Source organism: Neorhizobium sp. P1_A6 (genome assembly GCF_056406795.1).
On sequence record NZ_JBFTZM010000003.1, the window covers coordinates 1 to 24,268 of the forward strand.

General features: G+C 59.8%; 24 protein-coding genes, 1 tRNA gene and 2 pseudogenes. 5 read left to right on the forward strand and 22 right to left on the reverse strand.

From position 1 onward, the window contains the following. From AC1D3C_RS06900 to pcsA, 7 genes and pseudogenes are all read right to left on the reverse strand, one after another. A pseudogene (locus AC1D3C_RS06900) lies at nucleotides 1-206 on the reverse strand (glutamine--fructose-6-phosphate transaminase (isomerizing)); the annotation flags it as partial. Nucleotides 207-326: 120 nt separating this feature from the next. Beyond that, the gene (gene glmU, locus AC1D3C_RS06905; protein ID WP_477482377.1) at nucleotides 327-1,688 is read right to left on the reverse strand and encodes a bifunctional UDP-N-acetylglucosamine diphosphorylase/glucosamine-1-phosphate N-acetyltransferase GlmU; all 1,362 of its coding nucleotides are present in this window, start codon (nucleotides 1,686-1,688) and stop codon (nucleotides 327-329) included. Between the two features lie 210 nt (nucleotides 1,689-1,898). Beyond that, nucleotides 1,899-2,972 carry a BMP family ABC transporter substrate-binding protein gene (locus AC1D3C_RS06910; RefSeq protein ID WP_038586820.1) on the reverse strand — a complete coding sequence of 358 codons (1,074 nt, stop codon included), beginning with the start codon at nucleotides 2,970-2,972 and terminating at the stop codon, nucleotides 1,899-1,901. 47 nt (nucleotides 2,973-3,019) lie between these two features. Beyond that, complete coding sequence (locus tag AC1D3C_RS06915) at nucleotides 3,020-3,946, reverse strand: ABC transporter permease (protein WP_477482378.1); 927 nt, start codon at nucleotides 3,944-3,946, stop codon at nucleotides 3,020-3,022. Continuing rightward, nucleotides 3,946-5,037, reverse strand: a complete 1,092-nt coding sequence (locus AC1D3C_RS06920) for an ABC transporter permease (protein WP_477482379.1) — start codon at nucleotides 5,035-5,037, stop codon at nucleotides 3,946-3,948. Before AC1D3C_RS06920 ends, AC1D3C_RS06915 begins: the two co-directional genes overlap by 1 nt. Beyond that, nucleotides 5,027-6,601 (reverse strand): ABC transporter ATP-binding protein, encoded by a 1,575-nt coding sequence (locus AC1D3C_RS06925; protein ID WP_477482380.1) that lies wholly within the window; start codon nucleotides 6,599-6,601, stop codon nucleotides 5,027-5,029. The genes AC1D3C_RS06920 and AC1D3C_RS06925 overlap by 11 nt, the downstream gene beginning before the upstream one ends. A gap of 167 nt (nucleotides 6,602-6,768) precedes the next feature. Continuing rightward, complete coding sequence (gene pcsA, locus AC1D3C_RS06930; protein ID WP_477482381.1) at nucleotides 6,769-7,497, reverse strand: phosphatidylcholine synthase; 729 nt, start codon at nucleotides 7,495-7,497, stop codon at nucleotides 6,769-6,771. A gap of 186 nt (nucleotides 7,498-7,683) precedes the next feature. On the opposite strand from pcsA, the gene AC1D3C_RS06935 reads away from it, so the two are divergent. Beyond that, complete coding sequence (locus AC1D3C_RS06935) at nucleotides 7,684-8,886, forward strand: UbiH/UbiF family hydroxylase (protein ID WP_477482382.1); 1,203 nt, start codon at nucleotides 7,684-7,686, stop codon at nucleotides 8,884-8,886. On the opposite strand, the gene AC1D3C_RS06940 is transcribed toward AC1D3C_RS06935, so the two are convergent. Then, nucleotides 8,863-9,825: an AEC family transporter gene (locus AC1D3C_RS06940; RefSeq protein ID WP_477482383.1), complete on the reverse strand. Its 963-nt coding sequence runs from the start codon at nucleotides 9,823-9,825 to the stop codon at nucleotides 8,863-8,865. The genes AC1D3C_RS06935 and AC1D3C_RS06940 overlap by 24 nt on opposite strands. A 46-nt stretch (nucleotides 9,826-9,871) precedes the next feature. Next, nucleotides 9,872-10,630 (reverse strand): cytochrome c biogenesis CcdA family protein, encoded by a 759-nt coding sequence (locus AC1D3C_RS06945; protein ID WP_247136313.1) that lies wholly within the window; start codon nucleotides 10,628-10,630, stop codon nucleotides 9,872-9,874. A 205-nt stretch (nucleotides 10,631-10,835) separates the two neighbouring features. Here AC1D3C_RS06945 and AC1D3C_RS06950 point away from each other — a divergent pair. Then, a tRNA-Lys gene (locus tag AC1D3C_RS06950) sits at nucleotides 10,836-10,911 on the forward strand. A 183-nt stretch (nucleotides 10,912-11,094) separates the two neighbouring features. Here AC1D3C_RS06950 and AC1D3C_RS06955 read toward each other — a convergent pair. The 7 genes from AC1D3C_RS06955 to AC1D3C_RS06985 form a co-directional block, all read right to left on the reverse strand. Further along, a complete protein-coding gene (locus tag AC1D3C_RS06955) occupies nucleotides 11,095-11,355 on the reverse strand; it encodes a hypothetical protein (RefSeq protein WP_477482384.1) in 261 nt (86 codons plus the stop codon). Beyond that, nucleotides 11,348-11,605 (reverse strand): hypothetical protein, encoded by a 258-nt coding sequence (locus AC1D3C_RS06960; RefSeq protein ID WP_477482385.1) that lies wholly within the window; start codon nucleotides 11,603-11,605, stop codon nucleotides 11,348-11,350. Before AC1D3C_RS06960 ends, AC1D3C_RS06955 begins: the two co-directional genes overlap by 8 nt. Nucleotides 11,606-11,610: 5 nt before the next feature. Further along, nucleotides 11,611-12,204, reverse strand: coding sequence for a hypothetical protein (locus AC1D3C_RS06965; protein WP_477482386.1), 594 nt, complete (start codon nucleotides 12,202-12,204; stop codon nucleotides 11,611-11,613). Then, nucleotides 12,194-12,583: a hypothetical protein gene (locus tag AC1D3C_RS06970; RefSeq protein WP_477482387.1), complete on the reverse strand. Its 390-nt coding sequence runs from the start codon at nucleotides 12,581-12,583 to the stop codon at nucleotides 12,194-12,196. Before AC1D3C_RS06970 ends, AC1D3C_RS06965 begins: the two co-directional genes overlap by 11 nt. Beyond that, nucleotides 12,583-12,873: a hypothetical protein gene (locus AC1D3C_RS06975; RefSeq protein ID WP_477482388.1), complete on the reverse strand. Its 291-nt coding sequence runs from the start codon at nucleotides 12,871-12,873 to the stop codon at nucleotides 12,583-12,585. Before AC1D3C_RS06975 ends, AC1D3C_RS06970 begins: the two co-directional genes overlap by 1 nt. 2 nt (nucleotides 12,874-12,875) lie before the next feature. Then, entirely contained in the window at nucleotides 12,876-13,424 is a 549-nt protein-coding gene (locus tag AC1D3C_RS06980) for a metallophosphoesterase (RefSeq protein ID WP_477482389.1), read from the reverse strand. Nucleotides 13,425-13,598: 174 nt separating this feature from the next. Further along, a complete protein-coding gene (locus AC1D3C_RS06985) occupies nucleotides 13,599-14,984 on the reverse strand; it encodes a hypothetical protein (RefSeq protein ID WP_477482390.1) in 1,386 nt (461 codons plus the stop codon). 608 nt (nucleotides 14,985-15,592) lie between these two features. Here AC1D3C_RS06985 and AC1D3C_RS06990 point away from each other — a divergent pair. Further along, the gene (locus AC1D3C_RS06990) at nucleotides 15,593-15,979 is read left to right on the forward strand and encodes a hypothetical protein (RefSeq protein WP_477482391.1); all 387 of its coding nucleotides are present in this window, start codon (nucleotides 15,593-15,595) and stop codon (nucleotides 15,977-15,979) included. A 416-nt stretch (nucleotides 15,980-16,395) separates the two neighbouring features. On the opposite strand, the gene AC1D3C_RS06995 is transcribed toward AC1D3C_RS06990, so the two are convergent. Continuing rightward, entirely contained in the window at nucleotides 16,396-16,905 is a 510-nt protein-coding gene (locus AC1D3C_RS06995; protein WP_477482392.1) for a hypothetical protein, read from the reverse strand. 55 nt (nucleotides 16,906-16,960) lie between these two features. Here AC1D3C_RS06995 and AC1D3C_RS07000 point away from each other — a divergent pair, with 55 nt between their 5' ends. Further along, complete coding sequence (locus AC1D3C_RS07000; protein ID WP_477482393.1) at nucleotides 16,961-17,821, forward strand: hypothetical protein; 861 nt, start codon at nucleotides 16,961-16,963, stop codon at nucleotides 17,819-17,821. A gap of 57 nt (nucleotides 17,822-17,878) precedes the next feature. Here the strand turns inward: AC1D3C_RS07000 and AC1D3C_RS07005 are convergent, their stop codons facing one another. From AC1D3C_RS07005 to AC1D3C_RS07020, 4 genes and pseudogenes are all read right to left on the reverse strand, one after another. After that, nucleotides 17,879-19,174, reverse strand: coding sequence for an NAD(P)/FAD-dependent oxidoreductase (locus AC1D3C_RS07005; RefSeq protein WP_477482394.1), 1,296 nt, complete (start codon nucleotides 19,172-19,174; stop codon nucleotides 17,879-17,881). A 133-nt stretch (nucleotides 19,175-19,307) separates the two neighbouring features. Next, a pseudogene (locus AC1D3C_RS07010) lies at nucleotides 19,308-19,598 on the reverse strand (Glu/Leu/Phe/Val dehydrogenase dimerization domain-containing protein); the annotation flags it as partial. 24 nt (nucleotides 19,599-19,622) lie between these two features. Then, nucleotides 19,623-21,251 carry a thiamine pyrophosphate-dependent enzyme gene (locus tag AC1D3C_RS07015; protein ID WP_477482395.1) on the reverse strand — a complete coding sequence of 543 codons (1,629 nt, stop codon included), beginning with the start codon at nucleotides 21,249-21,251 and terminating at the stop codon, nucleotides 19,623-19,625. A gap of 32 nt (nucleotides 21,252-21,283) precedes the next feature. Further along, nucleotides 21,284-22,471, reverse strand: a complete 1,188-nt coding sequence (locus AC1D3C_RS07020; RefSeq protein WP_477482396.1) for an amino acid aminotransferase — start codon at nucleotides 22,469-22,471, stop codon at nucleotides 21,284-21,286. A 133-nt stretch (nucleotides 22,472-22,604) separates the two neighbouring features. Between AC1D3C_RS07020 and AC1D3C_RS07025 the strand changes: the two genes are divergently transcribed. After that, complete coding sequence (locus AC1D3C_RS07025) at nucleotides 22,605-23,093, forward strand: Lrp/AsnC family transcriptional regulator (protein WP_040124767.1); 489 nt, start codon at nucleotides 22,605-22,607, stop codon at nucleotides 23,091-23,093. Nucleotides 23,094-23,452: 359 nt separating this feature from the next. Here AC1D3C_RS07025 and hpaI read toward each other — a convergent pair whose 3' ends face one another. Beyond that, a complete protein-coding gene (hpaI, locus tag AC1D3C_RS07030) occupies nucleotides 23,453-24,262 on the reverse strand; it encodes a 4-hydroxy-2-oxoheptanedioate aldolase (RefSeq protein WP_477482397.1) in 810 nt (269 codons plus the stop codon). Nucleotides 24,263-24,268: the final 6 nt, after the last annotated feature.

Sequence of the window (24,268 nt, forward strand, 5' to 3'; positions counted from 1 at the left end):
GTCCCGGGCGTCCCGGGCAGCGGCTCGGCGTCGAGCTTCTTTTCAAGATTGAAGAGTTTTCCCTCGGCGCGGCGGCGGTCCATCCGGCCCTCGTGGACGGTCGCCGCGCCGGCGGAATCATAACCGCGGTATTCGAGCCTTCGCAACGCATCGACGAGACGCGCCGCCACCGGCGAATTTCCGACGATCCCGACAATTCCGCACATGAACGACCCTCTTCGCTTCGTGGAACCCGCGCGAACTCCTAGCCGATTGCAGGTTTTGCGCAATCGGCCCGCCGGTCACTTTCGATGTCGGAAAGTAACGCGCAAATGTTAATGGCCGGGCTACTTTTGCGCCTTCCTGGCGAGCTTGAGGGCGAGTGCCCGCTCGCGGAGGATTTTTGCGCGGTCCGGCTTCATCTCCTGGCGGGCACGGCCGAGGGCGAGCGCATCGGCCGGGACATTTTCGGTGATGACGCTTCCCGAAGCGACATAGGCGCCGGCGCCGATCGAGACGGGTGCGACGAGCGACGAGTTCGAACCAACAAAAGCGTTGGCGCCGATGCGGGTCTCGTGCTTGTTGACGCCGTCGTAGTTGCAGGTGATCGTGCCGGCGCCGATATTGGCATGGGCGCCGACAAAGGCATCGCCGATATAGGTCAGGTGGTTGACCTTGGCGCCTTCGTCGATCCTGGCATTCTTGACCTCGCAGAAATTCCCGACCTTGGAGCCGGCGGCAAGATCGGCACCGGGGCGAAGCCGCGCGAAAGGTCCGACGGTCGCGCCGCCTGCCACATGGGCGCCTTCGATATGCGAAAAGGCGTGGATCACGGCCCCGCCGTCGATCCGAACGCCCGGACCAAACACAACGTTGGGCTCGATCAACACGTCCTGACCGATCTGCGTATCATATGAAAGGAACACGGTTTCCGGCGCAATCATGCTGACGCCCGAGATCATCAGTTCGTGGCGGCGGCGTTCCTGCCAGAGCCTTTCGAGCATGGCCAGTTCGGCGCGGTTGTTGCAGCCGGCGACTTCCGTTTCCGGCGCATCGACCGCCACGACCTTGCCGCCCGTGGCACGGGCGATCTCGACGATGTCCGTCAGATAATATTCGCCCTTGACGTTCTGATTGGTGATGCTCTCGAGCAGCGCAAGCGCCTTGCGCCCGTTGATCGCCATCAGGCCGCTATTACACCAGGTGACCTTGCGCTCTTCTTCCGTCGCATCCTTCTCTTCGCGGATGGCGATCAGCTCGCCGCCTTCGACCAGCAGGCGGCCGTAACCGGTCGGCTTGTCCGTATGAAAACCAATCACCACGACATCCGCGCCGGCGGCAAGCTTTTCCCGCGCCTCGGCGAAGGGCGCGGAAGTGATCAGCGGCACGTCGCCATAGGCGACCAGGATGTCGTCGTAACCGCGGACAATCGCTTGTTTCGCCGTCAGGACCGCATGGCCGGTGCCGCGGCGCTCCGCCTGCAGAAAAGCCTCGACGGAAACGCCTTCGACCGCGCCGGCCCTGGCCACTCCGTCTGCGTCGCGGCCGACGACCAGAGCCGCCTCGGTCACGCCGGTCGATGCCACCGCCGCCATCACATGCGCGATCATCGGACGGCCGGCAATTGGATGCAGCACCTTCGACATCGACGATTTCATGCGTGTGCTGTCGCCGGCGGCGAGGATGACGGCAAGGCAGGAACGGCTCATGGGGATTCTCCTTCTCAGGCGATTTGCCGCTTCATACCAGCAAGATGATTGACGGGCGATAAAAGCCTTATGTGCGCCGGAAACAAAAAGGGCGCCCCGAAAAGCGCCCTCCATTCTGTGAACTCGACCACTGCCCGTCGCTTAGCTCCGGACGTTCGTCGCTCGAAACGATCCGCTGATCGTTTCGTCGGCCGGGCCGACCAATCCTCGTTACTTCGGCAGTTTGTCGTCCACGCCTTCGACGTAGAAGTTCATGCCGAGCAAGGTGCCGTCATCCGACTTCTCGCCGGCCTTCAGCCATGCGCTGCCGTCCTGCTTGTTGATCGGGCCGGTGAACGGATGCAGTTCGCCCGACTTGATCTTGGCTTCGGTCTCCTCGGCCATGGCCTTCACGTCATCCGGCATGTTGGTATAGGGCGCCATGGTCAGGATGCCGTCCTTCAGGCCGTCCCAGATCTGCTCCGACTTCCAGGTGCCGTCGAGCAGCGCCTTGGTGCGCTTGATGTAATACGCACCCCAGGTGTCGACGATGGCGGTCAGCTGCGTCTTCGGGCCGGCCGCGATCATGTCGGAGGCCTGGCCGAAGGCGAGGATGCCGCGCTCGGAGGCGACCTGCATCGGAGCGGTCGTGTCGGTGTGCTGGGTCAGGATATCAACGCCCTGGTCGATCAGCGCCTTGGCGGCATCGGCTTCCTTGCCCGGGTCGAACCAGGTATTGGCCCAGACGACCTTCAGCTTGAAGTTCGGGTTGATCGACTTCGCGCCGAGTTCGAAGGCGTTGATGCCCATTACCACTTCCGGGATCGGGAAGGAGGCGATGTAACCGGCAACGCCCTTCTTCGACATCTTCGCGGCGATCTGGCCCTGGATGTATCGGCCTTCATAGAAGCGCGAATTGTAGGTGGCGAGATTCGGAGCGGCCTTGAAGCCGGTCGCATGCTCGAACTTCACATCCGGGAATTTCGCGGCGACCTTGACGGTGGCGTCCATGAAACCGAAGGAGGTGGTGAAGACCAGAGAGCAACCGGAGCGAGCCATGCGCTCGATGGCGCGTTCCGCATCCGGGCCTTCCGGAACGTTTTCGAGGAAGGGCGTTTCAACCTTGGTGCCGAGTGCCTTGTCGAGCTGCTGGCGGCCAAGTTCATGCGCCTGGGTCCAGCCACCATCCGTCTTTGAACCGACGTAGATGAAGCAGACCTTCTTCTTCTCCTGGGCTTGGGCGCCTGTCGAAAAACCGCCCATCAGGGCGGCCGATGCGGCAAGGGCGATAATCAGTTTCTTCATTTCCTGACCTCTATTGGCTTGAAGACGTTTTGTTTTTGGTTCCGCGGTCACCGGTCGGGGACAAAGGGTTTCCCGAGCGAAGCCGGCGTATTGATGAGCGTCGTGCGACGATTATGCGAAATGATGATCAGCACGACAATAGTCGCCGCATAAGGAAGTGCGGACAGGAACTGAGACGGGATGACGATGCCGAGGTTCTGCGCCAGGATCTGGGCATGCAACTGGCCGATGCCGACTGCGCCGAACAGGTAACCGCCGGCCAGAACCCGCCACGGCCGCCAGGAGGCGAAGACGACGAGCGCGAGCGCGATCCAACCGCGGCCGGCGGACATGTTCTCCACCCATTGCGGCGTGTAGACGAGCGAAAGCTGCGCGCCTGCCAGCCCGGCACAGGCACCACCGAACATGACCGCCAGATAACGGGTGCGGATGACGTTGATGCCGAGTGCATGGGCGGAGGCATGGCTGTCGCCGATCGCCCGCAGCTTAAGACCGGTCCGGCTCCTGAACAGGAACCAGTTGATGCCGATCACGAGCACAACCGAGAGATAGAAGGTGAGGTCCTGCGCGAACAGGACGCGGCCGAAGAACGGGATGTCGGAGAGAAGCGGGAAGACGATCGGCTGCAGCTTGATGCCGGGCTGGCCGACGAAAGCCTCGCCAATCTGGCCGGAAAGCCCGAGCCCCAGGATGGTGAGCGCAAGCCCGGTCGCGACCTGATTGGCCACCAGCGTCAGCGTCAGTAATCCGAAGAGCAGCGAGAACACCCCTCCGCCCAAAATGCCGGCGAGGAGGCCGACATAGGGGGAACCAGTCAGTTGCGCGGCAACGAAAGCGCAGGCGGCGCCCATGATCATCATGCCTTCGACGCCGAGGTTCAGCACGCCGGAGCGTTCGGTCACCAGCTCGCCGAGAGCTGCCAGAACCAGCGGGGTCGATGCGGTGATGACGGTAAGAAGGATCGCCTCGAACATCAGCCCTTCACCTCCGCCGTTTTCGCGCCCGCAAAGATCAGCCGGATCTTGTAGTGGATCAGCGTATCGCAGGAGAGCACGAAGAAGAGCAGCAACCCTTGAAAGACGCGGCTGACCTTGTCCGAAATGCCGATCGACAGCTGCGCCGCTTCTCCACCGAGATAGGTGAGCGCCAGCACGAGCCCGGAAGCAATGATCCCAAGAGGATTGAGCCGCCCCAGGAAGGCGACGATGATCGCCGTGAAGCCGTAGCCCGGCGAGATAACCGGCTGCAGGTGGCCGATCGAGCCGGAGACCTCCGAAATGCCGGCAAGGCCCGCGAGCGCGCCCGACAGCAGCATCGAGAACCACACCATCCGGCGGGCGGAGAAGCCTGCGAACCGCCCTGCCCGCTCCGACTGGCCGAGCACCGAGACCTCGAAGCCCTTCAGCATGAAGCGCATCATGAACCATAACGCCACGGCGGCGACGATGGCGAAGACGAAGGCCCAGTGGGCGCGGCCGGACGACGACAGAATTTCCGGCACGACGGCCTCGATCTGGAACGTCTTCGTGATCGGGAAATTGTTGCCCTGCGGATCACGCCATGGTCCGCGTACCAGCCAATCGAGATAAAGCTGGGCGATATAGACCAGCATCAGGCTGGTCAGGATTTCGTTGGTGTTGAACCTCGTCTTCAAAAGTGCCGGGATGCCTGCATAAAGCGCCCCACCGACCATGCCGAGGATCAGCATCAGCGGCAGGATCATCGGCGAGTGCCAGGCCGGATACATGACCGGCAGGATCGATCCGGTAATCGCGCCTATTGTGAACTGGCCTTCGGCGCCGATATTCCAATTGTTGGACCGGTAACAGACAGCAAGCCCGACAGCGATGAGGATCAGCGGGGCTGCTTTCACAGCCAGTTCGTGCAGCGACCACACCTCCAGCAACGGCTCGACGAAATATATGTAGAGCGCGCTCAGCGGGTTCTTGCCGAGCAGCCAGAACATGATCGCGCCGAAAAGCAGCGTCAGCACCAAGGCGAGCAGCGGCGAGAGGATCGAGAACAGCGTCGAGACGCGGGCGCGCTTCTGGAGCTCAATGCGCATGCGCCGCCTCCGGATTGGAGTGGCTTTCGTGGATACCGCCCATCAGCAGACCGATACGTTCCAACGTCAGCGTGCCGGCCGGATGGGGCTCGGAAAGACGACCTTCCGAGATCACCGCGATATTCGTCGCCACCTCAAAGATCTCATCGAGATCCTGGCTGATCACCACCACCGCCGAGCCCGACTTGGCGAGATCGATCAGCGCCTGGCGGATGCGGCTTGCCGCACCGGCATCGACACCCCAGGTCGGCTGGTTGACGACGAGCACCGATGGCTGGCGGTCAAGCTCGCGCCCGACGATGAATTTCTGAAGATTGCCGCCGGAGAGCGAGCCCGCCTGCGGATCTTCGCCGCTCTTGCGGACATCCATCGCCTCGCAGATGCGGCGGGTGGCGGAGCGGATCGCATCGAAGCGGATGACGGAAAAGGCACCGCCGGACAGAAAGGCCTTTTTGTCCGACTGGCTGCGGGCAAGCAGGAGATTGTCCGAAAGCACCATAGCGGAGACGGCGGCGTGGCCGTGGCGTTCTTCCGGCACGAAGCCGGCGCCAAGCAGGCGGCGGCCGTTGATGCCGGTGCGGCCAATCGCCTTGCCCCGGATGCGGATCGCCTCGTCTTCGGCGACCGGATATTCGCCCGAGAGCGCATCGAAGAGTTCGCCCTGTCCGTTGCCCGCAACACCGGCGATCGCCAGCACTTCGCCGGCTCGGACCTTCATGGCGACGTTCTTCAGCGAGACCGCAAAAGGCGTGCGCGCCGGCACCGACAGATTGCTGACCTCGATGCGGATATCGCCGAGTGCTGCTGCGCTGTCGCGATGGACTTCGGCGACGTCGGAGCCGACCATCATGCGGGCGAGCGAGGCCGGCGTCTCCTTTTTCGGATCGCAGGCGCCCGTGACCTTGCCATGGCGCAGAACCGTGGCGCGGTCGCAGATGCGGCGCACTTCCTCCAGCCTGTGGCTGATATAGAGCACCGACCGACCCTCGGCCTTCAGCTTGAACAGGGTCTCGAACAGCCGGTCCGCTTCCTGCGGCGTCAAGACCGATGTGGGCTCGTCGAGGATGATCAGCTTGGGGTTTTGAAGCAGAGCCCGGACGATCTCGATGCGCTGGCGCTCGCCGACGGAAAGGTCCGCCACATGCGCCTTGGGATCGAGCGGCAGGCCGTATGCCTTGGAAAGCGATGCCGCCTCGTCCGAGATCCTGGCGAGCGAAATCTTCGGGTCGAGCGACAGCGCGATGTTTTCCGCCACCGTCAGCGCCTCGAACAGCGAGAAATGCTGGAAGACCATGCCGATGCCGAGCTGACGGGCCTCGCCCGGCGAAGCGATCGTCACCGGCGTGCCCTGCCAGAGGATCTGGCCGGCGCTCGGCTGCAGCACGCCAAACAGCATTTTTACCAGCGTCGACTTGCCGGCGCCGTTTTCGCCGAGCAATGCGTGGATTTCGCCGGGCGCGATATCCAGATCGATCGCGTTGCAGGCCGCGAAGCTGCCGAAAAGCTTGGTCAAACCTCGAACCGACAGAAGCGGACCGGTCGCGGGACCCTCGGATAACGTCACTGAACCCCCTCGTTCACCGCGGGCCGACCTTCTTCGAGGTTTTTCAGGGCGACGCGGCGTATTGATTTTCCCGACATCCGGCGATCACTCCGGACATTCGACTGATATTGATACCGTATTTGTTGCTTCGCACAACACTAAAGAAAGGGGGTTGCAGGAAGGTCCAACTATTTTCCGAGACTGGGGAAAAGCTGCAGCACGCTGCCGATGCAATAGAGATAGATACCGCTCAGGACGACGCCGTAAACGACCCAGGCGGGCGTCTCGAAATGCAGGAGCAGCGAATAGCCGCCGAGGGCGCACCAGATGAGGCAGACAGCCAGATTGAGCGGACGGAGCCGTTTGACGCGCACTGGGTGCAGGAAGTTGATCGGCAGGAAGGTGAGAATGACAGAGACCGAGACGAGGACCAGAGCCGCCGTTGCGCTCGCGTCGACGACGAACAGTGTGAAGACCACCATGTTCCAGACGACCGGAAAACCGGAGAAAAAGTACTCGTCCGTCTTCATGCCCATGTCGGCATAATAAACCGCGCTCGAGACGACGATCGCGCCTGCGGCAACGAAGGACCAAGGTTCGCCGATCATGCCGCTCTGATAAAGTGCAAACGCCGGAAGCAGCACGTAGGTCACGTAGTCGATGATGTTGTCGAGCGTATCGCCCGACCAGTTGGGCAGGACTTCCTTGACCCGGACCTTGCGAGCGATCGGCCCGTCGATGCCATCGACGAGAAGCGCAAGGCCGAGCCACCAGAACATGTCGACGAAACGATGCTCGGCTGCAGCGACGACGCCGAGGAAAGCAAGGAACGAGCCGGACGCCGTCAGCAGATGAACCGAGAAGGCGCGGATTTCAGCATACGGGACTTTTTTGTAATTGAAGATTCGTCTGATCACGCGTCAGTCCCGTCTTTCCCTCATCCGGCGAGATATGCGGCCAATCACCGCGCATTGCAACCGGCTTGGGGGCGCCGCCAGACATAAAGCATTGCTTTTTCTATGCTGCGCTGCCGTGCCCCATGGATATGCTCGCCCCGAAGCTCTAGATAATCCACCGTACATTTGCAGCGCAGGACGACGGACATGCAGCATTTCGAGATTGCGGTGGTGGGCGGAGGACTTTCCGGATCGGTTGCCGCCCTGGCGCTCGCGCGCGCCGGCCGCAAGGTGGCGCTGATCGCACCGCCATCCGAAAAGACCGATGAACGCACGACCGCGCTGATGGATCAGTCCATCCGTTTTCTCGAACGGCTTGGCGTCTGGGAGGACATTGCGGCTTCAGCCGCCCCGCTTTCGATGATGCAGATCATCGACGGCACCAAACGGCTGCTGCGCGCACCGACGGCGCAGTTCCGGGCGCAGGATGTCGGACTCTACGCCTTCGGCTACAACATTCCCAACCGCGCGCTGTCGGAAACGCTGGATGCCGCCGTTGCCGCCGAACCCAATATCAGCAGGATCGCGCAAAACGTCGAGACGTTCGACTTCTCGGCCGAACGAGCCATGCTGACGCTGTCGGACGGCGCCTCGATCGGTGCCGACTTCGTGGCTGCCGCCGATGGACGCAATTCGAAAGCCCGTGAGACCGCCGGCATCGGCGTGCGTCGCTGGTCCTATCCACAGTCGGCGGTGGTGTTGAATTTCGCCCACAGCGTGCCACACGGCAATATCTCGACCGAATTCCATACCGAAAGCGGGCCGTTCACGCAGGTTCCCCTGCCGGGCCTGCGTTCCAGCCTCGTTTGGGTGGTGAAGCCGGATGAAGCTCGCCGACTTGTCGAACTTCCGACCGGGGAACTGTCGCGGCTGGTCGAAAACCGCATGCAATCGGTGCTCGGCAAGGTGACTGTCGAAGGCACTGCGCAGGCCTGGCCGCTCTCCAGCCTGATGGCAGAGCGGTTCGGCAAGGGTCGGCTGGCGCTGATCGGCGAGGCCGCGCATGCCTTTCCGCCGATCGGAGCGCAGGGCCTCAACCTGTCGCTGCGCGATATCATCGCCGTTTCGGAACTGCTCGTCGCAACCAGCGACCGCGCGATTGCAGCCGATGCCGGCGATCGCTTCAGCCGGCGCCGCGGGCCGGACATCGTCAGCCGCACGGTCGGCGTCGATCTTCTCAACCGTTCGCTGCTGTCGGATTTCCTGCCGGTGCAGATGCTGCGGGCCGCCGGCCTGCACATCCTTACCTATGCACCGCCGCTGCGCAATCTGCTGATGCGCGAAGGGATCGAGCCCGGCCGGGGCCTGCGCGCTGTCGTCGATGCCTTACGGAAAGAGATCCGGCGGTAACGTTCCGGAATTGATGAGGTATAACAATACCGGCAAGGTCCCCACTGACGCAACGGTGATGATCAGGATGCTGGCCGACGCCCTCTCCTGCCAGACGCCGTATTGCTGGCTGATGACGAAGACATTGGTCGCTGTCGGCAGCGCCGAAAGCAGCGTCGCGGAATAGATCCACACCGGATCGAAATTGCCGATCAGTGACAGGACCATATAGGTCGTCATCGGCAGCAGGATCAGCTTGAAGACCGCGATATAACCGATCTCCACCGGCACACGTTTGATCGGCCTCAGCGCCAGCGTCACTCCCATGGCAAATAGCGCGCACGGTGCTGCAGCCTGCGCGAGATAATCGACGAGCCGCTGGAAGGCTGCCGGCGGCTGCACCGCAAATGCCGCGAAGCAGAAGCCCAGCGCCGTTGAGATGATGAACGGATGCATCACCACTTTCCGGACAATATCGGCAACCACATGGGCGGCTGGGCGTTTGTCGCCGCCGGCCATTGCCATCATCGCCGGTGCGACGATGAAATGCGCGGCGTTCTCGAAACAGACGATCAGCGCCACCGGCACCGCCGCCGCCTCGCCGAAAGCAAGTAGCGCCAGGCCAGGCCCCATATAACCGATATTGCCGTAGGCGCCGGCAAACGACTGGATGGTGCAATCGGCAAAGGAATTGCGGCGGATGAAGAAGCCGATCAGAAAGAGAACCAGGAAGACCAGGTAGGTCGCGCCGATCTCGCCGAAAATGAAGTCGGCCCGGGTCAGCTGCTCGACCGGCGTGCGGGACACGAGCTTGAAGAAGAGCGCCGGCAGGGCCGCGTAGATGATGAACGTATTCATCCAGCCGAGCGCTTCAGCCGGCTGTTTCGTCACCCTTGCGGCAAGATAACCGATGAAGATCAGCCCGAAGAAGGGCAACAGCAATGCAATGATATCGGTCATCGGTACCCTGCCCGCTGACCGGGCCGTATTGGAAGACGGTTTTCCGTTAGCCGATTTGCGTCAGGATTGGAAAGGTCTGCTGGAACCAGATTGCGGCGGACGTGACGAAACCGAAGATGAAGGCAAGCCCGGTGAGGATCAGGAAGACTCCCATGACCTTCTCGACCATGCCGAGATGGCGGCGGAAGCGGGTGAGGAACCGCATGAAGGCACCGGAGAAACCGGCGGCGATCCAGAACGGTACGGCAAGGCCGAGCGAATAGATGGCGAGCAGCGCCGCCCCCTCGCCGACCGTATCGCGCGATGCGGCGACCCCAAGGATGGCGCCAAGCACCGGACCGATGCAGGGCGTCCAGCCGAACGCGAAGGCGAGTCCCATGACATAGGCGCCGGACAGTGTCGCCGGCTGCCCGCCGCCCTGGAAACGCGCTTCGCGGGCGAGAATACCAATCCGGAAGACGCCGAGAAAATTCAGGCCCATGACGATGATGATCAGGCCACCGAGTTTGGACAGGAGATCGAGATGCTGGCGCAGGAGCACGCCGATCGTCGAGGCGCCGGCTCCGAGCGCTACGAACACAGTCGCAAACCCGAGGGTGAAGAACAGCGCCGACTTCAGCACCGCGCGACGCGTGCCGCTCCGCGATTCGATGACCGCCGCACCCCCGCCGCCGCGGAACTGCTCGACCGAAATGCCCGCCATGTAACAAAGATAAGGCGGCACGAGGGGCAGCACGCAGGGAGAAAGAAACGATAGGGCGCCGGCAAGAAGCGCGCTCAACAGGGATATTTCGGCAATCGACACGTGCGGCTCCGGCTGGCGGGCCTTTTGCGAGCCCGCGTCTTGCGCTTGAGGTAATGGCCCGACGCGGCGAATGCCAATCACCTTTTCGCATTGCCGTGAAAAAGCGGCAGATAGCCGCATTTTTGCTGTTTTTGCGGGTTGACCGCAAGAGGTCACCTGCCTATGTTCCGCGCACTTTCAAGGACGCGCTCATCCGCGGCCGCGGGAGAGCGTAGCTCAGCCGGTAGAGCAACTGACTTTTAATCAGTAGGTCTCGGGTTCGAACCCCGACGCTCTCACCACAATATACATAGCATTATCAATAGGTTGTGGTAGTTTCCTCAGAAATTGCATGCTGTTGATTTTCGCCCTTAGGGTCAGCATAGGGTCAGCAGCTTAAAAACCGTGCATTGTCCACAGGCCTTTTCAAGAGCCTAGCAACGAGCGAATCTCGGGCTTTTCAGTGGTATTGAACGCGGGCCAACCTACGCCGTCCAGGCAGAAACAAAGCCGGGCATCTCGGCGGTGTCCTCGATGCCGAGCATTTCCTGACCCTTTTCGGGGGTCAGAGTGCCTTCGAGGATACGACGCGCGACGTCCCCAGGACGAAACCGAATTTCGACATCATGTTCGCGAACTAGGCGATAGAGGTAGCCGTAGGATCTAGCGCCTGTGCGGCGGCGGGCTTCTTGGCCCGATATCTCGCCGCGCTGCCATGCGTCCAAGACGTCCGCGATCTCACTCATAGCCGAGCCGCCTGAAATCCTCGCGGAGAGGCTCGCAGGTGTCCCCCGAACGGTGAGCTGTCAGCCTCTCACCGTTCTGGAACGCGATGAGCAGAGCGTGGACGGCAACCACGAATGCCTCGTGTTCGGCATCCTCCTCGTGGACCCGACGGACAGCAGTCTCGAGCGGGACAAGACGGCCCCGGCCGAGTGACGCCCAAATGTAGTGAGCGGCCGCCTTGGCAATATCCGAGTCTTGCAATTGAGACATGTTAGCTACCCTCGCGCTTTGCAGATCTCGAGAAAGCGGGACCGCGCCGCCTCGTCGAGACCCTCGATGGCAGCGCCATTGCGGAACACTCGCACGCGCTCGACGACGAGTTCGACATACGACACCTGGGTCCAAGCATCGTCGTCGACGCCCGCGAACACGACGTGGCGGAAGTCGACGATGCGGCGACCAATAAGACACTCCGCTACGTAGCGCGCGGCGTCGGCATTGATCTGCTCGGCGCGCTGACGGCCCAGCTCCTCTTTCTCGGCCTCCCCGCATGCGTACTGTGCGTGCGCCAACGCGCCCATAATCGCCTGCTGCCCACGGCCGCGAGCTGTGGGCGCATGGACTTCGAAGCCGACCGTCGGGCGGCCGCTGGCGCGAAATCGACGCTGGACCGATCGGATGCCGCGGACATGAAGATCGACCGCAGGCGTGTCCGGAAACAGGGAGCCTTCCTTGATGCGACGAAGCTCTGACAGGCAGCGCTTGATCGATGCCAGCCAGATGTCTGGCATCGTCTCTTCGATTCCCGTCGACGATGTCATGATCTCCGGGTAGTCCGTGCGCAGCTGCGCGATGTCTTCAGGCCTCATGACGACGCACCTCCAGGCCCAGGTCACTCTGGCAGCCAGGGCAAAGCACCGTCTGCCCCTTCGGCCCGTCCACCGGCCATGCCGGGCGTCCGTCCCTCGAGCAGGTCCACGCCGAAAGCGTTCGGGCATCCGTGACGATTCCGAGGACGCTGTCGATGATGTCCTCGGGATAGACGGCTGTGTCGTATCCGACGTCGAGCCACATCAGGCCACGGTTGCGGGAGATCGCTCCGACGCGCAGACCCGGATGCAGCTCTTTGAGGGCGTGGATCGCGCGATCGGCGATCCCGAAGTGACCGACAGCGATGTCTACGACCGCGCCAGGAACGAAGACTTCGCGATACTTGTTGACGAGAACACGGCTCATGAGATTGTCCATCAGTGCAGGCTCCCCTTAACGGCGTGCAGGGTGACATCGATGATGCCGCGCAGCTGACGCATGCCTTCTGAGCCGATGAAAGCCGGAAGACCGGCCGTGGAAAATACGAGGTCTCCTTCGGCGTCCTGTCCGATGGCAACGATGATGAAGAATGCCCGGATTTCCGACGGCAAATCCGCGATATCCTGAAGCGCTTTGTGGATTGCGGGCATCCATTCCGTCGGAACGGAAACCCGTGCGTCAGGCGCGATGATGCTGCCATACATCTGGTTGAGTTCGTCTCCGGTCATCGTTAGCCCTCCAGGTCCATCCGAGCGGTCAGCTCTTTAAAGGTCCGCGGGGCATAGCCCACGCCGAACGCGTCCACGCCCACGTCGCGGCTGAGACCGACACCCGTGAGCTTTCCATGTGAGTGGCCGTAGAAATGGACAGACCCCTTGTGAGAGCCGGGCCAGACGCGATGAGAGTAGTGCGAAAGAAAGACGCGATGGCCTTCGTCGGTCGTCTCGAGAGCAGTCGTTGGTGTCCCCAACCAGTCGAGACGCGCCAGCGTCGGGTGCAGAGCGTTGGGTTTCTTGTAATCGTGATTCCCGAGGATCAGGATCTTGGAACCCATGAGACGGCTGAAAATGGAGCGGACGCGGTCCTCGTCGCCGAGGTTCATCGCGAAGTCGCCGAGGTGGTAGACGATGTCGTCGGGACGGACGACGGCGTTCCAGTTGCGGATGAGCGCCTCGTCCATCTCGTCGGCGGACTTGTATGGACGGTTGCACGAGGTGAGCATCAGCCCGTGGCCGAAATGCGTGTCGGACGTGTAGAACTTGCGGCGGAAGTAGGACATGCGGTCTCCTGCGTATAACGGATAGCGGCGTCGGCCCTTGCGAGCGTTCAGACAGCTATGGCTATTCGCAGTGCGTTCATGTTCTTGGTCCTCAATTCGACGCAACCATGCCGCGTATGAATTTCGCTGTCAACGCGACATCCGGGTGTTCAGTTAATGGAGTGCGATCGAAGGTCAGAACGGGATGTCCGCATCATCGATGTCTTCCGCTTCGACGAGCGCGGGCGCTTCGACGTCTCCGTATTCCAAGGACTGGTAGTCGGCAGCCATGGTGACGTCGTCGTCAGGAACAGACTCTTCCTCGACGGTCTCGGGTTCGATGATGTCAGGCGCGGCCGGTGCGGCGGCCCTAGTCGGAACGAACGGCGGCCGTTCAAGGCCATGGCGGACCCGCAGACCGTTCGGGGCAAAGACAAGCCTGTCGATCCACCAGTCGAACATGTCCTCGACGCCCTTGTCATGCAGCGCCTTCAGGAACGTTGAGCCGTCCATGCCGCCGACACTCGCGTCGTGATGCGTCGCGCCCCATACATCAGTCCGCCATTCGTGCGAAATAAGCTTCGCGGGCTTTTCGATGAGCGTGGCCGCCCGGCGCAGGAGGGTAACCGACGGATACTGATGATCTTCGAGCGGAAGGACGTCGCGCTTGTAGATGGCTTCGTACTCGTCGTCCGGGATTTCTGCAGGGCTGACTTCAGCTACGCGCCTCGCCGAGCCGCCGACGGTGATCATGTATTCGGCGCTGTATTCGTCCGGTGCAATGACATCGAACTGAAAGCGGCGGTGCAGCTTGGACAGTCCGTTGATCTCGTCGATCGCCAATGCCACGGCCCTCGTCAGATGAAGCTTGCGAAACCCCTTCGTCGGGAACGACAGGTGCGCTGCCAGCTTCGCGACATCGACGTTCCAGCTGGGCCTGGCGACGTCGTTCATGCCTGCGAGATAGCAGAGGCGGATGAAGAGCGTGACGGCGTATCGGGACCGTAGGCGTGGCAATGCGTTGATATCGACCAGCGCGTAGTCCTTGGACTTCATCACTGCGCGGCGCAGAACGTCGGGAAGCTCGAAATGAACGAGATTGCGCGCTTTTACGGGTACGTCGCGGTCAGTCTCGGCGATATCGATGAGCTTTGAGGTCTGCTTCCTCGTGCCGTCCTGATTGCAGTCATAGCGGACGTCTGCCCCGCCGAGCCTGTCCAGCGAGGCCTGGATACGAGAAAGGTGACGGACGCCGAGGAACTTCGCGATAGCGCCGAGAGTCACAGCATGACGCTCACGATGGATGCCTTGCTGACGGGCGTTCGCAAAGAGGAACCAGTAGACTGCCAGGTCCGTACCGGTCAGGTGTTCGAAGTTGACGAGACGCATGGTCTTCACGATTACCCTGGGGATTTCAATCCGAGGGCTGTTCTTTTCGTTCGTGTAGACGGCTTCTTCTGCCCACTTGCCCGCGGCAATCCCTTCACGCTCCGAGCCGACAACGGCAAGCGACGGCGGCCGCTTGTTGATGTACACGCGCTTCGGTGTCTTCAGGATCGGAACGAAGATTTCTGCTCTCATACTTCAAGGATTGCTGCCGGCGACGCCTGACACAAGTGATTTGTGACGGTGAGCAACTATAAAATTCCGCCTAAACCCGCACTGGCACTGTAACATCGGCGATCCGCATACCGGGGTAATACATATTTGAGACTACAAATTTTTACTACTTGGTTTTATAGGGGTTAGAAGACGACAGCGCGATACCTTTGCTAGAGAAGTCTTGGGTTCTCCGGGCCTCCGCGTAACTGGTTTCTGTCAGTCTACGAAAGAAAGGACGGGGCGCTACGCTTGTCTAGGGTTTAGAGTGCCCATCGGTGAAGCCTGGTGCAAGCGGCAATCGCCGAGCCGCCCAAGATGCGTCAGCGTCCATGAGGCAACGTGCTGGCCCTGATTCCTCAGGGTTCTGGATTGCGGAGCCCTTCGGGTTTCGTTCGCGAATGCGGCCATGAGCCCTTGGTGCCGTGTCGGGTTTTGGGCTGAGCCCTGCTAGTGCGCCAGCCTGTTTTTATATCGCGTTCTACAAGTATAACAAGAAATCAGAAAAGACTTGCGCCAGGATCGGCCGACAGGCACGGTTCTACATGTAGATCACGAAATCATGTTCCACATGTAGAACGGGTACAAAGATGAGTTTGACGATTGAACTGCTCAGGGAGCTGATTTCCGACGATAGCCCGCTCAAGGCGAAGAAGCCTACTTCGGTGCCCGTGCGCGATCTTCCGGATGAGGAACGGAAGGCTTACAAGGCGGCAAGGCAAGCCGAGCGGCGGGCGAAGCTGAAAGAACGCGCCGATGGTGGGAGCGTCAAGTTCGACATGATCAGTGCCCGCGAGGCCCTGGCAGATGCAGCTATCATGTTGCTGGCGTCCGGCGCTGACGGCTCGGCGGCTATCGAGAAGTATTTAGAGAGGGTCTTTTCGGACCAGGCAGGCGCTCCCCTAACGATCAAGGCACGAGCGAAAGCTGGCCTGCTGAAGCCGAAGCTTCTGAAGTTCGCCCGCACGTCTTCTTAATTTGCCAATGGGACATCGGTGTCCCATTTCCACTTTGTTTCGATTACGGCGACCACCACCACGGTCGCCGTTTTGTCGCTTGCACCGAAACGTCGTTTCGTAAGCTCGGGAAACGTCGTTTCGGGAGTATTGAGCGATGGCAAGGGATTTCTATCGGACGACAGAGCGCCAGCGGACATCTGCCCAGCGCACTCGCAAACGTAGGCTGGACGTCGGCAAGCCTCAGCCCGTGGCAATCGATGAGGCGCTGTCGGCAGCGGTCCGGGCGGCGCTGAAGTCCATGAAGCGCGACGGAGACCGCCAGGTCCTGACGTCGACGTTCCTGAACTCGCTGTTCGACAGCGCGCTCGATCATCTCGTTGAGGTTCGGGGCYTTGACCGCCAGCAGTCATGGACGGCTCTGACAGCTCGGCTCGTTAAGCGCCGTCGGTACTCGTCCTTGCTTGCTGATAAAGGATGATGCGCGGGTCATCTTCTCGCTTCGACCATATCTGGCGGGCTTCCCTGCCTCGCGTTTGCGTGCGTTTTTCCTGTTTCCCCCCATTACTCATCAAATATGAATCCCCGAATCGTAGAAACACGGCGTTTCGATTTCGACCGGCGGACGCCGTGTCGCGATCCGCCGAGGTATCCTCGCACATCCGTATATCCTTGATACTCCAGTTCAACGCGACGAAGTGTGCCGCCTGGATGGGCATCGCCGCGCGGCTCTTGATGCGGTCGGTATTTCGAAAGAGCTCCAGCGTACCAACGAATGGGACGCGCGCGATCGCACTCAAAAGGTGTTGTTCGGCCCCAAATATCAAACCGTCGGCGTCTACGAATCCATCATCCATGTTGACGCGCAGGAGGAGAAGGTGGCCGCCTGAGCCCGTCGTTAACCGTGAAATCACAAGTGCCGCCTCCGGGCGGCTTTTTCTATGCATGGCCCCGGACATCATCGGTCCACCAGGATAATCGACGGCGAACGGGAGAGCGGCGATGCGGATGACCGATGCGGAGAAGATGGGAATGCACGTCCTTGCGCGCCGTCTCGACATCGGCCCGCGGCTGGACTCCCTTCGCAATGCCTCATCGATCGACGAACTCTTTTTCGCATCCGTCGGCCGGATTTTCCTCAAGGACGTCCGCATCCGCGACGCCAGGATCGGTCACCCCGGGCCGAACAGCTTCAGCACGTTCGAAAAGCTGTCTTGGTACTGGCACTCAGCCGTTGACGACTATGCCGGCCGCTACGAGCAGTCTCTCATTCACATCGTTGACTGGCTTTGGTCCGCGTCCGTGGAAAACCACGCGTGGCTCAAGAACCGGGACGATCATGGGCGTCCAAAGAAGCTCATGAAGTGCGGCACGGTCAAGCGCCTGCTGCACGAAGCAGACAAGGCCGAGCGCCGCCTGCAGCGCCAGCCGCTGCCTCACTATCTCACACTGACGTCCGCCGACGAGCGCCACGAGATGGACCTCGGCGCCGAGTATTCGCTGGTCCGCCTCCTCTCACCTGCTGCCTTCGACGTCGAAGGCGCGGAGATGGCGCATTGCATCGGGCGCGGGTCATACGACGAAGACCTGCTGGTCGGCGGGCATGAGTTCTACAGTGTCCGTGACGCGGACGGTGGCCGCCGTGCGACGATCCAGATTGTGCCGAAGGAAATCGACGGCCAGGTCTACGGCCAGATCAGGCAATTCGTTGGTTTCGCCAATGAGGTCCCGGAGCCGCAAATCGTCGACCTCGTGAACGGCGTCATGACGGACCTACGCTGGATCGAGAAGCCGCGGACGAAGAGCGAAGTCGCGTCCGACGCCGATATCCGCGACGCCTTCGTCCGCGGACTCGCCCTATGATGAGCTACGAGAATAAGCCTCTCGCCCCTGGTGCCAAATGCATACACGCGACGCCCACTATAGAACCGAGTTGACGCTGCTTGTTGGCTTCTGAGCGACAGAAACGATGTCTCGCTGTGTAATTAAGCGAGCACTGTGCTGGCGCGAGAAGGATATCCAGAGCCAACTCATCGCAACTGCTAGGCGACTCCGCGTACCGATCAAGAAATAGATATGGGCGACGCCCCAGATCCACCAGGCAAGCCATCCTCGAATTTTAAGGTTACCAAATTCGATTACCGCTGAGTTGCGTCCAATCGTGGCCAGATTTCCAAGATGGCGATACCTGAACTCATCACGGGAAGCTTTGCCTAGCAACTCCGCTCGAATGCGCCGAGCTACGTAATATCCCTGCTGCTTCGCAGCCGGCGCGATTGCCGGAACATTTGCACCGTCTTTCCATACAACGGCTGCAGTATCGCCGATCACGTAGATGTTCGTTGCGCCGTCAATTGTTAGATCAGATTTCACGATCACACGCCCGGCGCGATCGTTTGGAACCCCTAACCACTGCGCTGCATCAGATGCTTTCACACCCGCTGCCCAAATGATTGTTTCGCAAGCGATAAAGCTTGAACCGACATTTATGCCGGTTGAGGTGCAAGCCGTGACCGGGTGGCCTTTGTGGATTTCGACGCCCAGCTTGCTCAGGGATTTCTCAGCGTAGAAAGACAGATCCTCCGAAAACGTGGGAAGAAGTCTTGACCCCGCCTCAATAAGCAAGACTCTAGCTGCTCGACTATCGATAGCCCGGAATTCATCGACTAGCGTTCGCTGGGCAAGCTCCGCGATCATACCGGCTAGCTCAACACCTGTTGGGCCAGCCCCGACAATGCAGAGTGTGAGCAGTGCATTGCGGCGCTCTTCGTCACGTTCGACCTCTGCTTTTTCGAAAGCCATGAGGATTCGACGCCGAATAGTCGTTGCATCTTCAAGTGTCTTTAGCCCTGGAGCGGGCATTTCCCATTCATCGTGACCGAAGTACATGTGCCGCGCACCAGTCGCCAAAACGAGGGTATCGAAGGCAAGAACAGTCCCGTCTGCTAATGATACGACCTGCTGATTGCGATCGATCCCAACAACCTCGCCAAGCAACGTGCGTACATTGGGACTTCCTCGGAACATCTGCCGAATTGGCCATGCGATCTCTGAAGTTGCTAGGACCGACGTGGCAACTTGGTATAAAAGCGGCTGAAAAAGATGATGATTTCGCCGATCGACTATCGTCACGTCGACTTCCAGGCCACGGAGCTGCTTGGCGACCTGAAGGCCGCCGAAGCCGGCCCCCACTATTACGATGTTGCGCCTGATCATTACGAACTCGCTTTATGAGGGATAAGATCGCCCTATTTTCTCAGTCACTCGTCAAGGAACGAGTCCCCGAGATTGCTTGGCGTCGGTAATGCGCTGCACTCCAATTGTGATCGCCCCCCATCTCTTGCATCTACCTGCGCGACAGAGCTTCCAGCTCACGAATTGAAAGCTGTCGAGGGTCAACCGTGATGCCGCCTTTGGCTCCCCCGTAGGGAAGTCCGGCAAGCGCGCATTTCCAACTCATCCAAACGGCCAAGGCCGCGACTTCGCCGCTGTCGAGATGGATAGGACAAGAGATCGTTATCGCCCTTTTCGGATAGAGAAGGCGATTGCGCTGACCGTCTGGGAGATCCAGACGGTCAGCAGTACGATTGAACTGGATCCTCGCCATCTCAAAGACAGGCCCCGGATAGATGTCTGTCATTTTGAAATCCAGTTGGATGACTTCTTATGCAGTAGGCGGTGCGGGATGGATGAAGGGCCAGGGGCTTGCTTCGGATCCCTTCTCGATTGGCACTTCAATGAGAACGGGAGCGTTCAGTTCCAGAGCCTCGCTGACAGCCGATTTCAGTTCACCTGGGGACGACACGCGATATGTTTTCACGCCAAAACTCTCGCCGAGTTTTACGAAATCAGGATTGGTGAGATCTGAGCCAATGTACCGGCCGGAATAGGCTTGCTTCTGATCGCGCAATACGTTTCCGTAGGCATTGTTGTTGAACACGATTGCGACGACCGCGATGTTATGCTGCACGGCTGTGGCCAACTCCTGCACACCGAACATGAAACCACCATCGCCGGACACTGAAACGACTGCCTTATCCGGATTGCCGACCTTGACTCCAAGCGCGGTATTGAAGCCGAATCCGAGGTTGTCCTGATAGCCACAAGTCACATACTGTCGGGGGCCGTAGACGGGGAAAGCAAACCGGGCGGTGAAGCCCATCTGACTAACTTCTTCGACAAAGAAACCATCGCGCGGCAGTGCCTCCCGGATCGCATTCAAATAATCGACCTGAGGCTGAACGGCTGAGAACCGTTCTTTCGCGTTGCGATTCAGGGCCGCGAACTCATCAGTTCGCGCCGCTCTGTCCGATGGTCCCACAGCTTTGGTCAAAGCTGCGGTGCCCGCCTTTGCGTCCGCGACAATTCCGACGTCCGGCTTCAACCGGACCATTTCCGTTGGATCGATATCGATCCGGATAACCTTGAGTCCCTTGGGAAGCCACTTCCACCGCATGAATTCGAGTTCAAGACGGCTACCGATACCGATGAGCACATCGGTATCTTTCCAGTAATCGAACGCAGCGACAAAATTCAGATAGTTGGGATGCTCGTCGCTTACGACGCCCTTTCCCGATCGATGGGACGTCACCGGCGCTTTAAGCGCTTTGGCCAATTCAGCAACTTCCGCCCCCGCATCAACAGCGCCTCCGCCTACCATAATCAGAGGGTTTTTGGCATTTGCCAGGATAGCAGCCGCAGCCTGAATACTGTCAGGATTGACTTGGGGGTCCGCGGCGCGTCTGGTTTCAGGAAGATCGAGCTCCGGGCCTGTCATTCCAAAGACATCCCAAGGCGCCTCGACCGCTCCGGGTCCCTGACGTCCGGAGAGCATTTTTCCGATCACCTCGGCCATGACCGTTCCGGTCTGGGACTGATGATCAATCCGCTCTGCGACCTTCGTGATCCCACGCATGGTCGCCAGCTGGTCGGGCAGCTCGTGGAGCTGGCCACGGCCCTGGCCGATCAAGTGCGACATGATATTGCCCGTCAAACACAGGACCGGGGAATTCGCTCCATAGGCAGTGCATAGGGCGGCGCCGGAATTGAGAACACCTGGGCCGGGCACAACCGTATAGGCGCCGATGCGTCCAGTGGACTTCGCGTAACCGTATGCCATGTAGCCCGCACCCTGCTCGTGGCGGGTATGGATAAAACGGATCTCGTTGCGCTTTTCATAGAGAGCATCGTTGAAGTCGTACATATGGGCGCCGGGGATGCCGAAGACAGTGTCCACACCGTTTTCGAGGAGTGAACGAGCGATGGCCTGCCCTGTGGTCTCTTTGTTTTTCATGATGATGTCCAAACCTGTTTTTTTAGGAATGCTCAGGCCGCCGAGCGGGCGCTCAGCGTGCCTTCCGCCGACAGAGCCTTGACGATCGCGCACGCATCAGAAGGCTGCATCCCCGCCAAATTCATGCGACCGGAATCGGCCATGTAGATCCCGTGTTTGTGGCGCAATCCGACTGCCGTGTCTTTCGACATCGCCAGGTTCGAGAAGAGCCCTCGCTGGTTTGCGATAAAGCTCAGTTCCTGATGGGCCGCTGCAAGGGCGGCGCGGTTACCATTGACCCGAGCACACATTTCAACCAGCTCCTGCTTCCAGATTTGGGTAAGCTCCATGCTCTCCAGAATCACGCGTACGATGGCAGCGCCGTGGTCCGGGGGCATCGACCAGTTGACACGTGCCAACGACGCCATGTTGCCATCGGCGATTTTGAGCTGCTCCGCATTGCGGCTCACAAGGTAAAGGGCACCAACACGCTCGCGATAAAGACCAAAATTCTTGTCACACGAGTAGGCAACAAGCGCTTCGTCTACTGCCTCGAGGATAAGGCGGGTCGGCTCCGCGTCCGCTTCGAGGCCATCGCCCAGGCCTTGGTAGGCAAGATCGATAAAGGGAAGGAGCTTGCGCTCTACGAGCGTTGCTGCGATCTGCTTCCACTGGTCGATATCAAAATCAATGCCAGTTGGGTTGTGGCAGCAGCCGTGTAGCAGGATCACATCACCAGCCTCGGCCGCGTCGAGAGCCTCCAGAACACGATCGAAGTCAATTTGCTGCTTGGCAAGGTCGACGAAACGATAGTCTTTGACGGTCAAGCGCGCCGACTCGAAAATTGGAGCATGATTGGGCCAGCTGGGTGTACCAAGCCAGACCTTCGCACCGGGTCTGGCTGAGGCGATGAGTTCAGCGCCCAGTCGCAGAGCACCGCTTCCACCTGGCGTCTGAATGCCTACAACCTTGCCGGCATCATGATTTGCGCCGAAAATAATCGGTTTCAGGAGGTTGACGAAATTCAGGTCCCCTTCAGGCCCGAGATACCGCTTGCTGTCCTGGGTCTCCAGGAGCTGCTTTTCAGCGAGCTTGACGGCCCGCATAACCGGGGTCCGCCCTTGTTCATCTCTGTAGACGCCGACGCCGAGGTCGACTTTGTAGCCTCTGGGATCGGCTTGAAACGCCTTGATGAGCGCAAGTAGGCTGTCGGCTGGTTGCGCGGTGAGTTTCTCAAACATGTTGTCTACCTCCTAAGAACGTGGCCTAAGCGTACAGGCGCCTCAGTGAGGTAAGTTTGCAATTTTCAGCATACAGAGATATTATCTTACATGAAAATCACCAATTTTCCGCAAATTATGCAGATATTTTGACATGACCTCAAAGTTACATACCCTAGATCAATTCGATATCCGTCTTCTCGCGGCTATTCAAAGCAATGCTGAGCTGACACAGACTGAACTGTCGCAAGTCGTCAATCTGTCAGCAGCTCAATGCTCGCGGCGGCTTGACCGGCTGAGAAGCGAGGGTCTGATCCAGAACGTTGTAGCGATTTTGAACCCGGAAAAACTCGGCTTTTCCGTTGTTGCGCACACGCTGGTTAGCCTTCGGTCCCACACAGAGGAAGGGAATGCTCAACTGCACCGCTTCATCGAAACGGCGCCAGAGATCCTGGAATGCTACTCCCAGACGGGCGATGCGGATTTCCTGATGAAGATTGTGGCCAGCGATCTTGACCACCTCAGCATCTTTTTGGAGCGTATGATCAAGGTGACGGGTGGACTGGCGTCGGTCACCTCCAGCATCGTGCTACGGACCCTTAAGAAGAGTACCGAACTCCCGTTGCAGATTATTCAGACCTAGCGGGATCAACTACAACGCCAAAAGCAGGCTATCGGCTACCTTCGATATCGCGGCTCGGTCGACGATTGCAATGACAGAACCTGAGGCTATGACCATTCCTCCAACTGAAGCTGTCAGACGAATATAGCGACTTCTCCACCAAACCGACGCTTCAAGCTCGAATTTGGTGAACGCACTCGCTACAAAAATCATCCCAACGACCGCGGGAGCGGTCGCTACGGATAAAGCATCCGGACGATAGGCCAGGATGAGCGAGCATATCGTAAAGGTGACCGACCCGAGGACCGCCAGAAAGTAACATACCCACCAGTCTTGCCGGGCGCGTACACGGTCTGCCCTGGTTTTTCCCAGATATGACATCAGTATACGCAGCCTGAGCTCGCAGTACCGGGGCTGGAAGCGGTACGACCGAATTCCTCAATCAGCCGTGTCGTGGCGTTCGCAAATAAAGTGACATCATTTCCAATGGCAACGAATGTTGCACCGAGATCGACGTAGCGCCTGGCAAGCGACAGATCGGCGGTCAAGATTCCTGCAGCTTTTCCATGGGACTGGATGCGCAGGAGAGCCTTCTCAACTTCTTCTTGGACTTCCGGGGCTCCCGGCTTACCAAGATAGCCCATGTCAGCTGCGAGATCAGCCGGGCCGATGAACACGCCGTCGACGCCGTCGATCGATGCGATTTCATCTAGCGCGGCCAAACCTGCGCGGCTTTCGATCTGAAGCAAGAGACAGATTTCGTCGTTTGCCGTCTGGAGGTAGTCCGGAATCCGGTTGAAGCGTGAGGCACGAGCCAGCGCTGCACCAACGCCCCGGACCCCGCGCGGGGGATAAGACACGGCCTTTACCAAATTCTCGGCGACCTCTTTGCTGTCAACCATCGGGATCAGGAGTGTTTGCGCGCCGATGTCGAGCAGCTGTTTTATGATGTATGTCTCGCCAATTGGCGGCCTGATAACCGCGTGACTGGCTGAACCTTTCATCGCCTGTAGCTGGGCGACCAGGAGCGGGATGTCGTTTGGCGCATGTTCGGCATCGAGAAGGAGCCAGTCGAAGCCGGCGTCCGCTGATATTTCGACCGTGTAAGGATTTGCTAGAGCTTGCCAAAATCCGGTTTGAAGCCGCTTTTCCTGAAGCGCCCTTTTGAAGGTGTTGGTTGGAGCTGGCATGGTTTT

Bases quoted from the DNA above. Each gene is read 5' to 3' on its own strand.
- AC1D3C_RS07000 (WP_477482393.1), top strand. From the start codon at position 16,961: ATGCGGATGACCGATGCGGAGAAGATGGGAATGCACGTCCTTGCGCGC.
- AC1D3C_RS06985 (WP_477482390.1), bottom strand. From the start codon at position 14,984: ATGAGAGCAGAAATCTTCGTTCCGATCCTGAAGACACCGAAGCGCGTG.
- AC1D3C_RS06965 (WP_477482386.1), bottom strand. From the start codon at position 12,204: ATGAGGCCTGAAGACATCGCGCAGCTGCGCACGGACTACCCGGAGATC.
- AC1D3C_RS07025 (WP_040124767.1), top strand. From the start codon at position 22,605: ATGACCTCAAAGTTACATACCCTAGATCAATTCGATATCCGTCTTCTC.
- AC1D3C_RS06990 (WP_477482391.1), top strand. From the start codon at position 15,593: ATGAGTTTGACGATTGAACTGCTCAGGGAGCTGATTTCCGACGATAGC.
- AC1D3C_RS06910 (WP_038586820.1), bottom strand. From the start codon at position 2,972: ATGAAGAAACTGATTATCGCCCTTGCCGCATCGGCCGCCCTGATGGGC.
- AC1D3C_RS06970 (WP_477482387.1), bottom strand. From the start codon at position 12,583: ATGGACAATCTCATGAGCCGTGTTCTCGTCAACAAGTATCGCGAAGTC.
- AC1D3C_RS06975 (WP_477482388.1), bottom strand. From the start codon at position 12,873: ATGACCGGAGACGAACTCAACCAGATGTATGGCAGCATCATCGCGCCT.
- AC1D3C_RS06935 (WP_477482382.1), top strand. From the start codon at position 7,684: ATGCAGCATTTCGAGATTGCGGTGGTGGGCGGAGGACTTTCCGGATCG.
- AC1D3C_RS06960 (WP_477482385.1), bottom strand. From the start codon at position 11,605: ATGTCTCAATTGCAAGACTCGGATATTGCCAAGGCGGCCGCTCACTAC.
- hpaI (WP_477482397.1), bottom strand. From the start codon at position 24,262: ATGCCAGCTCCAACCAACACCTTCAAAAGGGCGCTTCAGGAAAAGCGG.
- AC1D3C_RS06980 (WP_477482389.1), bottom strand. From the start codon at position 13,424: ATGTCCTACTTCCGCCGCAAGTTCTACACGTCCGACACGCATTTCGGC.
- AC1D3C_RS07020 (WP_477482396.1), bottom strand. From the start codon at position 22,471: ATGTTTGAGAAACTCACCGCGCAACCAGCCGACAGCCTACTTGCGCTC.
- AC1D3C_RS06955 (WP_477482384.1), bottom strand. From the start codon at position 11,355: ATGAGTGAGATCGCGGACGTCTTGGACGCATGGCAGCGCGGCGAGATA.
- glmU (WP_477482377.1), bottom strand. From the start codon at position 1,688: ATGAGCCGTTCCTGCCTTGCCGTCATCCTCGCCGCCGGCGACAGCACA.
- AC1D3C_RS06920 (WP_477482379.1), bottom strand. From the start codon at position 5,037: ATGCGCATTGAGCTCCAGAAGCGCGCCCGCGTCTCGACGCTGTTCTCG.
- AC1D3C_RS06995 (WP_477482392.1), bottom strand. From the start codon at position 16,905: ATGCATAGAAAAAGCCGCCCGGAGGCGGCACTTGTGATTTCACGGTTA.
- AC1D3C_RS06915 (WP_477482378.1), bottom strand. From the start codon at position 3,946: ATGTTCGAGGCGATCCTTCTTACCGTCATCACCGCATCGACCCCGCTG.
- AC1D3C_RS06940 (WP_477482383.1), bottom strand. From the start codon at position 9,825: ATGACCGATATCATTGCATTGCTGTTGCCCTTCTTCGGGCTGATCTTC.
- AC1D3C_RS07015 (WP_477482395.1), bottom strand. From the start codon at position 21,251: ATGAAAAACAAAGAGACCACAGGGCAGGCCATCGCTCGTTCACTCCTC.
- AC1D3C_RS07005 (WP_477482394.1), bottom strand. From the start codon at position 19,174: ATGATCAGGCGCAACATCGTAATAGTGGGGGCCGGCTTCGGCGGCCTT.